The 15043-nt window shown below is 44.0% G+C and carries 14 protein-coding genes; 7 read left to right on the forward strand and 7 right to left on the reverse strand.

All coding sequences use genetic code 11. The annotated features are described in order from the left end of the window. Window positions 1-33 precede the first annotated feature (33 nt). Window positions 34-1509, reverse strand: coding sequence for a PAS domain S-box protein (locus DLD82_RS15735; RefSeq protein ID WP_109942086.1), 1476 nt, complete (start codon window positions 1507-1509; stop codon window positions 34-36). A 370-nt stretch (window positions 1510-1879) separates the two neighbouring features. Between DLD82_RS15735 and DLD82_RS15740 the strand changes: the two genes are divergently transcribed. The 7 genes from DLD82_RS15740 (at window position 1880) to DLD82_RS15770 (ending at window position 9344) form a co-directional block, all read left to right on the forward strand. Beyond that, window positions 1880-3313: an MFS transporter gene (locus tag DLD82_RS15740; protein ID WP_109942087.1), complete on the forward strand. Its 1434-nt coding sequence runs from the start codon at window positions 1880-1882 to the stop codon at window positions 3311-3313. Between the two features lie 372 nt (window positions 3314-3685). Beyond that, a complete protein-coding gene (locus DLD82_RS15745; protein ID WP_109942088.1) occupies window positions 3686-5053 on the forward strand; it encodes an MATE family efflux transporter in 1368 nt (455 codons plus the stop codon). Window positions 5054-5197: 144 nt separating this feature from the next. Next, window positions 5198-5674: a PadR family transcriptional regulator gene (locus DLD82_RS15750; RefSeq protein ID WP_109942089.1), complete on the forward strand. Its 477-nt coding sequence runs from the start codon at window positions 5198-5200 to the stop codon at window positions 5672-5674. 48 nt (window positions 5675-5722) lie between these two features. Then, entirely contained in the window at window positions 5723-6709 is a 987-nt protein-coding gene (locus DLD82_RS15755; RefSeq protein WP_109942090.1) for an ATP-binding cassette domain-containing protein, read from the forward strand. Beyond that, on the forward strand, window positions 6709-7458 hold the full coding sequence (locus tag DLD82_RS15760; RefSeq protein ID WP_109942091.1) for an ABC transporter permease: 750 nt from the start codon (window positions 6709-6711) through the stop codon (window positions 7456-7458). Before DLD82_RS15755 ends, DLD82_RS15760 begins: the two co-directional genes overlap by 1 nt. Before the next feature lie 81 nt (window positions 7459-7539). Beyond that, complete coding sequence (gene modD, locus DLD82_RS15765) at window positions 7540-8397, forward strand: ModD protein (RefSeq protein WP_109942092.1); 858 nt, start codon at window positions 7540-7542, stop codon at window positions 8395-8397. A gap of 113 nt (window positions 8398-8510) precedes the next feature. Then, window positions 8511-9344, forward strand: coding sequence for a hypothetical protein (locus DLD82_RS15770; protein WP_109942093.1), 834 nt, complete (start codon window positions 8511-8513; stop codon window positions 9342-9344). 114 nt (window positions 9345-9458) lie between these two features. Here the strand turns inward: DLD82_RS15770 and DLD82_RS15775 are convergent, their stop codons facing one another. The 6 genes from DLD82_RS15775 to DLD82_RS15800 form a co-directional block, all read right to left on the reverse strand. Then, window positions 9459-9881: a hydrogenase iron-sulfur subunit gene (locus DLD82_RS15775; protein WP_109942094.1), complete on the reverse strand. Its 423-nt coding sequence runs from the start codon at window positions 9879-9881 to the stop codon at window positions 9459-9461. After that, window positions 9881-11899, reverse strand: a complete 2019-nt coding sequence (locus DLD82_RS15780; RefSeq protein WP_109942095.1) for a CoB--CoM heterodisulfide reductase iron-sulfur subunit A family protein — start codon at window positions 11897-11899, stop codon at window positions 9881-9883. Before DLD82_RS15780 ends, DLD82_RS15775 begins: the two co-directional genes overlap by 1 nt. A gap of 13 nt (window positions 11900-11912) precedes the next feature. Continuing rightward, entirely contained in the window at window positions 11913-12803 is an 891-nt protein-coding gene (gene hdrB / locus DLD82_RS15785) for a CoB--CoM heterodisulfide reductase subunit B (protein WP_109942096.1), read from the reverse strand. 2 nt (window positions 12804-12805) lie between these two features. Beyond that, window positions 12806-13381 (reverse strand): CoB--CoM heterodisulfide reductase subunit C, encoded by a 576-nt coding sequence (gene hdrC / locus DLD82_RS15790; RefSeq protein WP_109942097.1) that lies wholly within the window; start codon window positions 13379-13381, stop codon window positions 12806-12808. A 12-nt stretch (window positions 13382-13393) separates the two neighbouring features. Next, a complete protein-coding gene (locus DLD82_RS15795) occupies window positions 13394-14560 on the reverse strand; it encodes a 4Fe-4S binding protein (RefSeq protein ID WP_109942098.1) in 1167 nt (388 codons plus the stop codon). Window positions 14561-14621: 61 nt separating this feature from the next. Continuing rightward, a complete protein-coding gene (locus tag DLD82_RS15800) occupies window positions 14622-14879 on the reverse strand; it encodes a 4Fe-4S binding protein (RefSeq protein WP_109942099.1) in 258 nt (85 codons plus the stop codon). Window positions 14880-15043 lie beyond the last annotated feature (164 nt).

The raw sequence follows: 15043 nt of genomic DNA on the forward strand, positions 1-15043 counted from the left end.
TCTCTCTAAATGTAATTCTCATTGAAAAATTTTTCATATCACTAGAAATTCAGACAGAGCCGAGACAAATAAATGGGCATCTCTCTTTTTGTAATGAGTCTCAATGGAATATTCCCTCCCTTTCAAAGCCTTTTCATGAGCCTGAAGCATACCGGAGTCAGCATTGACAAAGACATCTTCAATCTTCTTTCCAAGTCCTTCATTTGGTAAAAGGCCTAGTTTTTCAAGACCTGCTCCAAAAATGCTCTTTACATGTAGTTCTGTATCAGTAGTCAGAACAATTCCCGGGATATGGTCTACTATCATCCGAAGTTTTTTCTGATTTTCTATTAATTTTTGTTCCTGTAAAACCAGTTTATCATAATTCTGCCGGAGTTCTTCTTCGGTTGACATGATTTCTTCATAAGCAGCCGCTAGTTCTTCATTTTTCCGGAGTAATTCATATTCTACCTTTTTTCTCTCGGTGATATCAGTCAGGTACATTCGTGCAGTCCGGTATTGATTGGTGATATAGATATACTCAAGAAAAATCCGGTCATGTATGGTAACTTCCCGGACAAAGGTAGTTTCATTCCCCGTATGAATTGCATCCAGTATTTCATCCATTCCATCCGGAAGAAAATGGTGGAGATCTGATGATCCGGTCAGATAGGTAATGGTTTTCACTGCTGCCTCGTTGTTCATCGTAATGCTTCCGTATTCGTTGATTTCAAGAACAGGGTTAGGATTTAATTCAATGAATGAGGCAAGTGACCAGATTTTTTCTTCATACTGGCGGATATTCGTAACATCAATCGGAATTGATAGCATATATGGCGTGTTGTTGATAGTTATAATTCTTCCAGAAAAAAGTATTTGTTTAATTTTTTTGTCTTTTCCCCGCATTTTCACCGGAATCAGATGAAAGTGTCCATACCGCTGTAGCCGGTTAATAATGTCATTTCTCTCGTTAATGTCAACCCAGAAGTCCATTTCAACTGCTGACTTTCCAATAACTTCATCACGTGAATATCCCCACCACCTGGAGAAATGTTCATTTACTTCATAAAATTTGCCGGTTTTTAGATCTGATATCGCAATTCCTTCTGGGATCAGGTCAAATACCATTCTGAATAACTTTTCTGATTGTATGAATTGTTCATCGGTCTGGATTGTAGGAAACGTTTCAGAAAACACCCATATTCTACCCATCATTCCATCATCAGAGATTGGAACGGGTGTGGAATGGATGTGTATCGAGACTTCCTCAGATAAAAACGAATGAGTTCCGGTCCATTCTGGATTGGAACACACTTGAGTCAAAACATGTCTGATACCTTCTCTCTCTCCATTCTGTTCAGATATAATCTCCAGCAGTTTATCTAAATTCGGGCAGGGAGTGGACTCATTTATGCAAATGAACTTTTTTAAGGCAGGATTACAATATATTACCGATAATTCAGAGGTTGTAATCAGAACCGCGTCTTTAAATGTATTATATCCTTTAAAAACGGATTCAAATCTCAACATAATCACCAGATTTATACTCTTCAATCACCATGTGCATAATCCAGGAATATCACTATTGAATAGAGATATGAAGGGGATTATTCTTTTTTAATCTTCTGTATTGAACCTATAACTGGGATTTGAGACTCTTTTTAAATCCTGCTGTGATACCGGTGTCAGCCATTCTGGTGTGACAGACTGACGCGTTACCGGCAGTCTTTGGATTATCTTTTCTGAAGCATCTTCATTCCAAAATTGCAGTATTACAAAGAAAATCTAAAAAAAATCTATTTGTGCCTCGAAAGGATCCCCTCTTGGATTAAAAATTCCTGACAAAAAACCTCACTCTTCCATAACTATTATTACGTAAATTATCTCAATTTGTTACCCCATGTCTTCAATCATCTCCAATCACCTCCACCAAAAGTTACTTCTGATGGCTGTAGCAATCGGAATGTTTTTAGACGGTCTTGATGGGTCGATCGTTACAATCATTCTTCCCCGGATATCTGAGTCATTTAACATTGATACCGGGACAGCATCATGGGTCATCATTACATACCTTCTGATGATGGCCGGACTCATTCTGATCATCGGTAAAACCGCTGAAAGAGGTCATATCAAATCTCTATTCCTCGGTGGTGTGTGTGTATTTACCCTTGGTTCAGTTGCATGTGGTATCTCCCCGGATTTTGGATTACTTCTTTCATTCAGGGTAATCCAGGGTGTGGGGGCGGCGATGATAGCAGCAACTGCCTCACTGTTATGTGTTACCTATCTCCCTAAAAACATGCTCGGAATGGCACTTGGAGCAATATCAATGTCAGTTTCACTGGGTGTTGTTGCAGGGCCTGCAATCGGCGGATTTATTTCCCAATATCTCTCATGGCACTGGGCGTTTCTCATAAATCTCCCGATTGGAATTCTTATACTGCCATTTGCGATGTACATCATCCCCCCTGATATGCCCCGGGAAAACCGGTCCTTTGACCATATTGGAGCAGTATTTCTCTTCGGGCTGATGGCATCAGGAGTGTTTGTACTCGAACGCATCTCTCATCTGAAAATCTCAGACTGGCAGATTCTTTTATCCGGTTTACTCTGCATGATCTTTTTCATCTTGTTTCTATACCGGGAACGGAGCTACCAGTCACCTCTGATTAACATCAGGTTATTCCGGTTGTGGTCATTTTCCGCGACACTTATCCTGTTTCTCATATTCGGGTGCGTATCTATGGGCATTTTCTACCTGCTTCCCTTCTTCCTTCAGGCAGCAATGTCATTTGACCCTGCAATGGCCGGATTATATCTCCTTATTCCACCGGTTGTTACCGCAATAATCGGTGTTCCTGTTGGAAGATGGTCAGACCGGGCCGGACGGAAACCTTTTGCAATTGCTGCTTCCCTTGGTTCGATTGCAGCAACTGCTATCTTTATGTCAATTATTCCGGAGACCGGTTTTATCCTTCTTCCACTTGGTCTCGTGCTTACTGGTCTCTTTATGGGTTTTATGGGGGGTCCTGTGGCAAGCTGGGTTGTGGATAATGCACCGCCGGATGAGAAGGGAACCGGCTCATCACTGATGATAACATCGGTATATCTTGGAAGTGCTATTGGCACTGCCCTATTTGCCACTTTTTTCACGTGGGGGATAGCTACAGAAGGTATTGTCGCATTTTCAGACCTGAATCCTATTGAATTCATGCAAGGGTTTCATTTTTCCATGACTGCGGGTCTGTTTCTTTCGGTGCTGGCGCTGGTTATTTCTGTGATTGTTAGGGAAAAGAAGGATATTACATCAACACAGCTGGAAGGAGACTCATAGAAGATCCCATCGAGGCATTCCTTAAAATTTAAAACTCTAATTTCATTTTAATTTGTTCTCCGTTGATATTATGGGAATATATGGGATGCAGTACAACCAGTACAGATGATAGGAAAAACCAACCCGCCTGTAGTCATCTATCCGGGAGGATTCTATGTATAACTCTTGAAACCGTTCTCAATTCTCGAATCGCCGTTGAATATTTTCTCATAATAGTACCTGAAAAACCATGACCTCCTTTACAACTTCTCCAAAAAAACCCTGTACATTGCACGTATGGGGATGTTTATTCAGATTAGCCATTATTTATTTTGAAAAATACCTCGCAAAAATCACACGATTCACATCTTACCTTCATACAGGAGACTATTCATGAATTCTGAAGAGGATACCATTGGAGTCTCACTCCTCAAAGGTGATCCTAAAAAAGCCATTGTAAAACTCTCTATTCCGATGATAGTCGCCATGCTGCTGATGTCCACCTATAACCTTGTTAATGCGATATGGGTGGCAGGTCTTGGATCAGATGCCCTGGCAGCAGTCGGGTTCATCACACCACTGTTTATGGTTCTTATCGGTCTTGGAACCGGACTTGGAGCAGGAGCAACGGCAGTCATTTCCCGCAGGATAGGTGCTGGAGACCGATTGGGGGCAAATGCAGCTGCAGTACAGGCGATTCTCCTCTCTATCGGCGTTTCCATTCTGATTTCAATCATTCTGATTGGACTGTCAAAACCACTGATGATCCTTTTTGGAGCGGGAGATACGACAGATCTTGCAGTAGAATTTGGAAATATCGTATTCGCCGGAACAATTCTCATCCTCTTTACCAATATCGCCTATGCTATACTCCGGGGAGAGGGAGATACCAAACGGACCATGTATGTAATGGGTGCTGGTTCGGTTGTGAATATCATCCTTGATCCCATCTTTATCTACTCCTTTCACTGGGGGATTGCAGGGGCAGCATGGGGAATGATTGTATCTCTGGTGCTGGTAACACTCGTGCTTTTATACTGGTTTTTTGTGAAAAAAGACACATACATCACCCTTTCAAAACAGGTCAACATCTACAACTCCCAGAATGTAAAAGACATGCTTGCTATCGGTCTTCCAGCAAGTTGTGAGTTTTTTTTGATGGCGATCCTTTCGATTTTCATCAATTCAATCCTGGTCATGGTAGCAAATACTGATGCGGTTGCAGTATATACCGCCGGATGGCGGGTAATTATGTTTGCGATTATTCCTCTGGTAGCCATTTCTACATCGGTTGTGGCAGTTACCGGGGCAGCATACGGAGGAAGACATTATGAAAAATTTCCGGTCATTCACAATTTTTCAGTTATCCTTGGGATAGTGATTGCAACCATCATCGGAGTTCTTACCTGGCTGTTTGCAGATCAGATAGCATACATCTTTGCTTATTCAGCAGAAGGAGCAGACCTTGCCCCATCAATTGCAGCATTTCTTGCAACCATGTGCTTTTTCTATCCGTTTGTATCTCCGGGGATCATGTCATCATCCGTCTTCCAGGGTACCGGACGGGGTATGTCATCTCTGACACTCAATGTCCTCAGGGAAATCGTATTCATGGCCTCTGCAGCGTATATTCTGGGAGTGACGCTTGGATACGGAGAACATGGAGTCTGGTGGGGTATTGTTATCGGAGATATTCTCGGAGGGCTTACCGGGTTTATCTGGGTCAGGATATACATTCACCGATTGATGAAATTTGCCTGATTTCCAATTCTCTTTTTTTATGACCCGGTTATTATAGTCTCTTCCTCCACAGAAAGAATTTATATTACATTCTCCAATATCGTATTGACGATATCGCATAACCGATATCGAATGCCCTCTACCTGATATACTGTTGTGATATTCATGAAAGATAACCGTGAAGATATGAGATCATTTATGAGACGGTTCCACCGGATTCGACATTTCAGAGGATATGGCGGCCTTAAAGTGCTCGTCCTTTATATTCTGAGAGAAGGTCCGAAGAACGGGGCTGAACTTATGGATACCATTGATGTGATGAGCCATGGACACTGGAAACCATCCCCTGGATCCATGTACCCATTGCTTAGTAAAGCAGTTGAAGAAAATTTTATCATAAAAAGAGAAGACCGCAGATATGAACTGACCAATGCAGGTTTAGAGGAGATAAATATGTTTAATACCGGAACTTTCGGAAAATCTGAATCAGTCGAAGGAATTCTATCTGATATTGACAGTAACCTGTCCTACCTGGAAGACCTGTCAGAAGAAAAACTCGCGCCATATGGACAGATGATGGAGGAAATCTGCGCTAAAATTAATCGGATAAGGGGAACAATTCTCGTGTCCGAAAGAAAATAATAATCTGACTTTTCCGGATAATTCACTCAATAATATGGAAAAAATACGATGACATACGCTATTCAGGTACATGATCTGACAAAAAAATATGGAAATCTTGTTGCAGTAAACAATATTTCCTTTGGGATTATGCAGGGAGAAATATTCGGCCTTCTTGGTCCGAACGGGGCAGGAAAAACCACCACTCTTTCCATGCTTTCAACCATGCAGAAACCATCTTCAGGAACAGCAACCGTCCAGGGAAAAGATGTCGAAAAGAATGAAGATGACGTCAGGAAAGCGATTGGCATAGTCTTCCAGGATCAGAGCCTTGATGAAGAACTCACCGCAGGGGAGAACATGAATTTTCATGGCAGGTTATACCGAATTCCCCCGGATGAGAGAGATAAGCGGATAGATGATCTTCTCCGCCTCGTCGAGCTCTATGACCGCAAAAATGACATCGTAAAAACGTTCTCCGGAGGGATGAGAAGAAGGCTTGAGATAGCCCGTGGTCTCCTCCATCACCCGTCGGTTCTGTTTCTTGACGAACCCACCCTGGGCCTGGATCCCCAGACCCGAAATCATCTCTGGCAGTATATCGCTGATTTAAGTAAAGAAAAACATATCACCATCATTCTTACTACCCATTACATGGAAGAGGCAGATCGTCTTTGTGACCGGATAGCAATCATCGATCATGGGAGTATTATTGCTCTTGATACTCCGCAAAACCTGAAAAACGGGATTGGTGGGGATATTATTACAATAAAGACTCCTGATATCAATACCGTCTCCGGAGTCTTATCTGAACCCTGGATACATCGGATTGAGACACATAATGATGAAATACGTATTTATCTGAGGAATGCAGAGCAGCATATCAGTGATATCATCACAACGCTGAATCAGGAAAATATCACGGTACACTCGGTCTCCATTCATAAACCCACACTTGAGGATGTATTTCTCTCATACACCGGGAAAACAATACGGGAACAGGAGATAGACGGAAAAGAGATGATGCGGATGCACATGAGAATGGTGAGACATTAATGGATATCATTTATACCATCTGGCTTCGGAGCATGATCCGGTACATACGATCTAAAAGCCGGATAGTGGGTAGTATCAGTATGCCCCTGTTCTTTCTTCTGTTCCTTGGATTTGGTCTGAATTCTGTTGTCCGGATTCCAGGACTTGGGGAGAATTACATTGAGTTTCTCATTCCCGGTATGGTTGCCATGAGTGTGCTTTTTACGTCAGTGTTTTCCGGTATACAGATTATATGGGACAAACAATTCGGGTTTTTAAAAGAGACACTTGTTGCTCCGGTAACCAGAATGGAAATTATGCTTGGACAGACCTTTGGAGGGGCGACAACGGCACTCATCCAGGGGATCATCATCATGGTCATCTCACTCTTTGTAGGGTTAAAGGTTCAGAGTGTTACCGGGTTTTTCATTGCCCTTGGATTCATGGTGCTTATCGGGATTTCGTTTACCGCGTTTGGTATTGCAATAGCCTCACGAATGGAAGATATGACCGGATTTCAACTGATCATGAATTTTGTTGTATTCCCGATATTCGGACTCTCCGGGGCATTATTCCCGATTAGTTCACTACCCCCCTGGCTTGCCCCGGTAACCATGCTCGATCCTCTGACCTATGGAGTGGAAGGAATACGATATGGCCTGACCGGTGTCAGTCAGATAAATCCGGTCTTAAGCTTCATGGTAATCGGAGGGTTTGCCTGTATTATGACGATAATCGGTGCATTCCTCTTCAGAAAAATTTCCATCTGATTTTTTTAATGAACCAATAATTTTTCCTCTGTTCAGGAAGTAGAAACGGAGAATTAATGGGATTCAAAAGTTAATTGAATTATGATGATATTTTTTACCGATAATGATATCGACCGATTAATTGAAGATGATGTTCCGGCCGGGGACATGACCACAGCGTTATTGGATATCGCCGGAAAGAGAGGTTCTATCTCATTATTTGCCAGAAATGAGATGATCGTCTGCTGCACCGAAGAAGCAGTCCACCTGTATAAAAAAGTGGGCCTGGAGGTGGACTTTTCGGTTGCTTCAGGAACAAAACTGCAGCCCGGTGATAAATTGCTTGAAGCAAAAGGTGAAGCGAGTGCCATTCATCTCATCTGGCGAACGGGAACTGCAATGATAGAATTTGCTTCAGGTATCGCAGACCGGACCAGGCAACTTGTAGAGTCTGCCAGAAAGGAAAACCCATCGGTTGCAGTTGCCGGAACCAGAAAGCACCCGCCTTTTGTTAAAAAAATGGCATTGAAAGCACTCATGGCAGGAGGAGGCGTCCCCCACCGTACCGGTCTTTCTGATACCATCCTTATCTTCCGTGAACACCTGTTGTTCACCGGCGGGTATGAAAAGTTACCTGAAGTAATCTCTGGCATTAAAGAAAAGATGAAAGAGAGAAAGATTGTCGTTGAAGCACATACCATGGAGGAAGCACTTAACGCAGCAAAATCCGGAGCTCATGCAGTTCAGCTGGATAAGATGCCACCGGAAATCTTCACTGAATGTGCAGGAAAATGCAGGGCAATCAATCAGGATATATGCATGATTGCAGCAGGGTCGGTAAATAATACCAATGTGGCATTATATGCAAAAGCAGGAGCTGATGTTCTGGTCACGTCATGGATGTATTTCGCTCCTCCGGCAGATATCAAGGTGGAAATAATTCATTTAAATCATACTTAACTACCTTTTTTGGGAGTATATTTCTCTCCATCCCCTGTGTTTTAGTAAAAAATCGCCATCTTTTATTCTGTTTTTGAGAAATATTTAAGATTTCAAAGCTCTATGAAAAGATAATGACGCAGATATCTCTCTTCGGAATTATTCTCGTAATTATTATCCTCATGATAAATCCGGTAATTGCAGAGGGTCCAGAAGATACATTCTGGGATATTATGACGAATGTATCTCCGACAGACAGTAACTTCAGTGTGATGGATGAATGGGAGGATGAACTTGAAGCTATGCTTCATTCTCCATATGCCAGTAATTTAACAAAAGAAGGTACCGTTGAAATTATTGTTCCAGAAAATGATGAGATTTCTGTTTCCGGTAACATCGGTTCATTTCTTGAAAAAAAGGATGTTTTTGAACCCTCACGAGATAGAGCAGAGGAAAATCCCGTTCTAAAAACCGACTGGTTGTTATACGAAGCAGATCCACGATTCTCGATCTCTATTCCTCCATCATGGACTCCGCTCCGGGTTACAACAACAAACAGTAATGGCACAGTTGTCATGTTCTGGGACAACCAGATGACTCCTTCATTTATCTCGGTAATGGCAGCAGATAATCCTGCAAAACGGGCATTTACCGAAAAGGAGGCTACAGAAATTGAAAATTCATTTATTCTCCCTTCTTTTTCTGTTCATAACCTCACACCGCTTGGTGATGCAGCTGCATTCGGTACACTGGGCAAGGCAAGTGTCAGTTACCTCCCAATGGTCGGGAAAAAATCAGATTGGGTCGTTTCTAGTTATCTGCTCTCTGATTCTTCGGCATTTTTCTGGCTTACAGCAATTGGAACTGATCAAAGCACGTACATGGAAAATACCGATCTATATTCTGATATTCTTATGACATTTTCTCCACATTCATCAGAAGATGCCGGAAATTTATGGATGGGATAAAAAAACTGGAAAAATATTGGGAAAAATGATGAACGCAAAATCAACCGATATGTTTTCGTAAATAAAATATTGGGATAATCACGCTGATTACTGAAGTAATCCTTGAAAAAAAAATTATTTTTTGAATTCCTTGATCGGGCTGGGACCAAGTTTCTTAACTGTGCCTATTACGTCTTCCATAACCATTGCCCACTTTGCACCTTCAGATGCTGAGACAAAGGTCATACGGAAACGTTTGTCGTCAAGTCCGATGTTTTTCATCAGTGACTTGATCATGAACATACGCTTTGCTGCCTTGTAGTTTCCTTCAAGGTAGTGACAGTCACCAAAGTGACAACCGGAGACGAGGACACCGTCTGCACCCTCAACAAATGCCTTGAGGATAAAGAGCATGTCAATACGACCGGTACACATAACTCTGATTGCCCTGATATCCGGTGGGTACTGGATACGGGCACCACCAGCAAGGTCAGCACCGGCGTAGGAACACCAGTTACAAATGATAGCGAGAATCTTTGGTTTCCATTCGTCTGACATTACTGTTCCCCTCCTGCAAAGAATGCATCAATCTGTGCTGCAATCTGCGGTGTGGTAAAGTGCTGCATCTTAATTGCTCCACCCGGACAGAATCCTCCACAGGTACCACAGCCTTTACACTTGGCTTCAGTTACCTGCATGACAGATCTTCCTTCCTTTTCAACAAGGGCCAGGGCAGAGTATGGACAGAGGTTCACACACATTCCACAACCTGCACACAGTTCTTCAACACATATGGCAAAGTATGGTTCGAGTTCAACCTGACCCATATGAATTGGAATTGATGCGGCTGATGCTGCACCTTCTGCTTGTGCTACGGTATCTGGAATGTCTTTTGGACCCTGACAGACACCAGCGAGGAATACACCTGCTGTGGTAGTTCCACAGGGGTTTAATTTCGGGTGTGCTTCAAGCATCCAGCCATCCTGGGATGCAGATACTCCGAATTTCTTCCGGAGGACATTTGCTCCATCCTTTGGCTCGATTGCTGCGGCGAGGACGACCATGTCAACTTCAATGTCGACCGGACGACCAAGCAGGGTATCTTCAGCAAAGACGTGAAGGTTCTTTGTTGCAGGGTCTTCAAGAACATTGGCAACACGTCCACGGATGAACTTGGCACCTTCGTTCTGGATACGATAGTAGAATTCCTCGTATGCCTTACCGAAAGATCTGATGTCCATGTAGAAGAGGTAGACTTTGCAGCCTGGGATCTTCTCGTACATCTGGTGAGCATGCTTAAGGGAATACATGCAACAGAACCGTGAACAATATGCCTTGGCTACGCCACCAGTGTTGTCACGGGATCCTGCACATAGAATGTATCCTACAGCCTGGGGTGTTTTTCCGTCACTTGGGCGGATAAGGTGACCACCAGTCGGACCTGATGCACAGATAAGCCGTTCGAATTCGAGTGAAGTAATTACGTTGTCAAACTGCTTGTATCCCCATTCCTTCTTTCCTTCGATTGGAATGAGATCAAAACCGGTTGCAATAATTGCAGTTCCGACTTTGACGGTGACAAACTCGTCCTGCATCTCAAGGTCGATTGCTTTCTTCTCACCACAGGCTTCAACACACAGACCACACTTGACACAGGAGTCAAAGTCGACGGTGTAGATAAGGGGCATGACCTGGGCATGGTAGATGTAGATAGCTTTTCTCGGTGCCATTCCCATTTCGAACGGATTTGGCTTGATAACCGGACAGACTGCTGCACAGTCACCACAACCGTTACAGCCACCACCAACAATTCCCCTGGCTGCGGCTTCGGTCGGAGTCATGACACCACGGGCTTTCTTCCGAAGGGTGATGTCGAAGTTACCAATGTATCCTTCTACTTTCTCAACCTCGGTGTAGGTCATCATCTCGATATTCGGGTGACGACCGACATCCACCATCTTTGGTGTAAGAATACACTGTGAACAGTCAAGGGTTGGGAACGTCTTGTCGAGCTGAGACATACGGCCACCGATGGTGGGGGTTGCCTCAATCAGGTATGTCTTGATTCCGGAGCTGGCAAGATCGAGTGCTGCCTGCATTCCACCGACACCGGCACCGACAACCATTGCAGCGTGTTCAACCGGAACACTCTTTGGAATAAGGTCTTCGAGTTTTGCTGCCTTTGCAACAGCCATGCGGACCTGATCTTTTGCTTTGTCGGTTGCCTCATCCCACATGCCATGCATGTGAACCCATGAGTTCTGCTCACGGATGTTTGCCATCTCGAACCTGAACGGATTTAATCCTCCTTCCTTGGTAGCTGTACGGAAGGTTGGTTCGTGAAGACGGGGTGAACATGCTGCAACTACGACACCGGTAAGGTTGTACTCCTTGATTGCATCATCGATCTTCTTCTGACCGGGGGTTGAGCACATGTACTGGTACTGGTCTGCAACCGCAACATAGGGGAGTGTCTTTGCGTAATTGACCACATCATCAATTGACATGGATCCTGCAATATTAGTACCGCAGTGGCAAATGAAAACCCCAATTCTTGGTTCAGTATTTTCTGCCATGTCTTTTCCTCCCTTAAAGCACCTTCTGCAGGAATGGTGTACAATCGATCGCATGCAGGTCAAGAGCAAGATCCTGTGGGCTCATACCCTGAGCAAGACCGAGGAGTTCATTGTAGTGCAGAACCGGGATGTTATATACATCGCCAAATTTCTCTTTGATTTCAATCTGGCCACGGTCAAACTGAAGCTGACAGAATGGACAGACTTCAGTGATTGCGTCAGCACCAACTTCCCTGATGTTGATGAGTTTTTCATTGGTGATGTCAAGAGCATGGACGATATCATATCCACGGACACCGCCACCGGCACCACAGCACTGCATCTTGTTGCGATACTGGACTGGTTCACAACCGAGGGCTCCAATGAGTTCTTCAAACCACATCGGGTTTTCAGTATCTCCAAAATGTCTCTCTTTCTGTGGCTTCATTAAATGACAGCCATAATGGGGAGCGATTTTTACGCCAGAAAGTGGAGTGGTAACACTGTCGCGGATCTTCTGGACACCACAGATCTTCTCATCATAGTAGAGTTCTGCAAGGTGCCAGACATCAATGCTACCTTTAAATTGCATATCAATCTCAGCGAGGACTTCATTGACATTATCACGAAGTTCATCGTTGTGCTTGAGGATGTGATTAACCTCATAGATTGACTTGTAACAGCCATTGCAGATGAGTGCAATATCCTTCTTCATCTCTTCTGCAAGGACAACGTTGCGGGCTGCCATGGCATACCAGACATTCAGGTCAATAGATCCAAATGCACCGGGAGCCGGACAGCAACTGGCACCCTTTAGTGGGAGGAGCTTGATACCGACCTTTTCACTGGTCTTAATGGCAGACGCCTCACAGCCTGGGTACCGGTTTGGTGCAATACACCCTAGGAAAAATGCGTATTCGTGCACGTTTAGTCACCCTTCAGAATTCTGTCTGCATTCTCTTTCAGACCAAAATGATTCATGATCTGCTGTATACCCTTGATGAATTCGGGATATGAATGAGTCGTCGGGGGATCTGCAGGAAGACCAAGCTTGGTACGTGCTGCACGGTTAACGTCATTATTTGGCACACCGTGACCACTGTTGTAAATGAGCTGGGTTGTCTGCAGGAAGTTCTTTGGAACGATATCCCGCTTGAATGCAAGGTTTCTCATTGCCATAATGACGTCAGTCGGAGCAATGTCACGTGGACAGCGGTCTGTACAGGAATAACAGGTTGTACAGAGCCAGAGATCCGGATCAGTTAATGCCTCATTTTCCAGACCAAGGACACAGCGTCTCATGAAGAGACGAATCCGGTATGAACTCCGGGGTGCTGACGGGCAGGAACCTGTACAGGTACCACACTGGTAGCACATATTTGCTATTGTCCGGCTGGTTTTGATAATTTTCTGGGTGAATTCTGGATTTGCATCGGTAAGATGGTACCGTCTGTCCGCAAGTTTTTTGTCCAGTTCTGGAATATTGTATGATTTTGCAGCCATAAGACACCTCTATTACTGGCCCACCGCCTTTAATTCAACAGAACCAGCGTTTTGTGACTGCTCTTTGACCATGGAAGTTCTTGCCGTGCAGAGTTTTTCCTTGATCTTCTTAAAGAGGTCAGTCTCCTTGCCTTTGATCCTTATGCTGTCACGGCGGAGATAGATGATATCCTCACCAGGACAGGCATTGACACAGGCACCACACAGGATACAGAAGTCCTTATTGACTGCAATATTTGCTTCAATTTGTCCCTTCATATCCTTTGCAGGCTTCGGGCTTGGGAGATATATGGCATTTGCCGGACAGACATCAACACAGGTTGAACATCCTCCCGGACATTTCTCCGGATGGAAGGTGATCTCCCCTTCAAATATCTTATTAACTGTAATTGCTTCGGTCGGACAGTTAATTGCACACCAGCGACAGGTACAGCAGTCTTCATCGATGATATTGACATTGCCAAGTTTTCTCTTTCCGACAACGGTCCTGGTCACTTTTATGGCTTCAGATGGACAGGCTTCAGCACAGACATTACATCCGTCACAATATGCCTCGTCCCAGATAACCTCACCCTCAACTGTTCCCTTTTCAGGGCTGAAGGGCTTGTGGAGCACATTTATGGCTTCACACAGGTTACCACAGATGCCGCACTTGGTACATTTTTCATCGTCAACGGTGAACTCAATCTTGAGTTCAACAGCCTGACCTTTTGCAAGGCCTTCCTTGTCCTGGCCTTCATAGAGGGGAACATCACGGTCAATTGCATCACGGGGACAGACATCTTCACAGATGTTGCACCTGACACACTTGTCCTGATCGATGGATGTTCCCTTGTCATAGGTCGGGAATCCTTCTTTTTCAAGGATTGGCAGACGTTCTTCTCCATCAACTTTCAGAGAAAGAGCAGAAAATGGACACATGATGACACAGACACCACAATAGGAACATTTTGTCTCGTCGACACGAATGCTCGCTGCATCATCAACAAGTCCTCTCCGGACTCCTCCGACTGCCCCGACAACAATTGCCTCTTCGGGACAGACCTCTGAGCAGATACCACATCCGGTACAAACATCGTTGTCAAGGATAAGGTTGTTTACCTGCTGGAGAAGCCGCTGCTCCATTATCACCTTAGACCCGTCAATGGTCTTGGAATACTTAGGAAACAGTGTAGACATTAAGATACCTCGGTTGTTCACGAATTCTGTTCCTGAAACGCTTAAACGAAATCTCCGTTACTCAGACAGTTACTGCCTGAGGAACCTGACCGGAGAGCTGAATCACATCGTATGGACAGGCATCAACACAGATACCACAGCCTGCACAGAGTTCATGCTTGACATCAAGAATGACAGCATCACCATTGATGACAGTATAAATTTTATCCGTGCTTGAAGGGTTAACCGTGTGAAGTTCCAGCGCATTGACCGGACATGCTACCACACAATTGTTGCAGCCGGTACAGCGTTCCATGTTTACATGAACTGCAAATGCCATATTTGTCGCACCAGCCTGATCGAATTAAATCGACTGAACAAAGGTTGTTAGAAAATATAGATAAATGTTCTGAAATGGATATGAGCATTTTAAAGAAAAAAGGTTACTATTCAGCCATACCCCTAATGAAATAAAAATCATATGATTTTTATTTAATGATTCAT

Origin of the sequence: Methanospirillum stamsii, from assembly GCF_003173335.1 — an archaeon.
Taxonomy (GTDB): Archaea; Halobacteriota; Methanomicrobia; order Methanomicrobiales; family Methanospirillaceae; genus Methanospirillum; species Methanospirillum stamsii.

Coding starts and splice junctions, on each gene's coding strand:
- DLD82_RS15760 (WP_109942091.1), top strand. CDS start 6,709: ATGGATATCATTTATACCATCTGGCTTCGGAGCATGATCCGGTACATA.
- hdrC (WP_109942097.1), bottom strand. CDS start 13,381: ATGGCTGCAAAATCATACAATATTCCAGAACTGGACAAAAAACTTGCG.
- modD (WP_109942092.1), top strand. CDS start 7,540: ATGATGATATTTTTTACCGATAATGATATCGACCGATTAATTGAAGAT.
- DLD82_RS15750 (WP_109942089.1), top strand. CDS start 5,198: ATGAAAGATAACCGTGAAGATATGAGATCATTTATGAGACGGTTCCAC.
- DLD82_RS15745 (WP_109942088.1), top strand. CDS start 3,686: ATGAATTCTGAAGAGGATACCATTGGAGTCTCACTCCTCAAAGGTGAT.
- DLD82_RS15735 (WP_109942086.1), bottom strand. CDS start 1,509: ATGTTGAGATTTGAATCCGTTTTTAAAGGATATAATACATTTAAAGAC.
- DLD82_RS15800 (WP_109942099.1), bottom strand. CDS start 14,879: ATGGCATTTGCAGTTCATGTAAACATGGAACGCTGTACCGGCTGCAAC.
- DLD82_RS15775 (WP_109942094.1), bottom strand. CDS start 9,881: ATGTCAGACGAATGGAAACCAAAGATTCTCGCTATCATTTGTAACTGG.
- DLD82_RS15740 (WP_109942087.1), top strand. CDS start 1,880: ATGTCTTCAATCATCTCCAATCACCTCCACCAAAAGTTACTTCTGATG.
- DLD82_RS15795 (WP_109942098.1), bottom strand. CDS start 14,560: ATGTCTACACTGTTTCCTAAGTATTCCAAGACCATTGACGGGTCTAAG.
- DLD82_RS15755 (WP_109942090.1), top strand. CDS start 5,723: ATGACATACGCTATTCAGGTACATGATCTGACAAAAAAATATGGAAAT.
- DLD82_RS15780 (WP_109942095.1), bottom strand. CDS start 11,899: ATGGCAGAAAATACTGAACCAAGAATTGGGGTTTTCATTTGCCACTGC.
- DLD82_RS15770 (WP_109942093.1), top strand. CDS start 8,511: ATGACGCAGATATCTCTCTTCGGAATTATTCTCGTAATTATTATCCTC.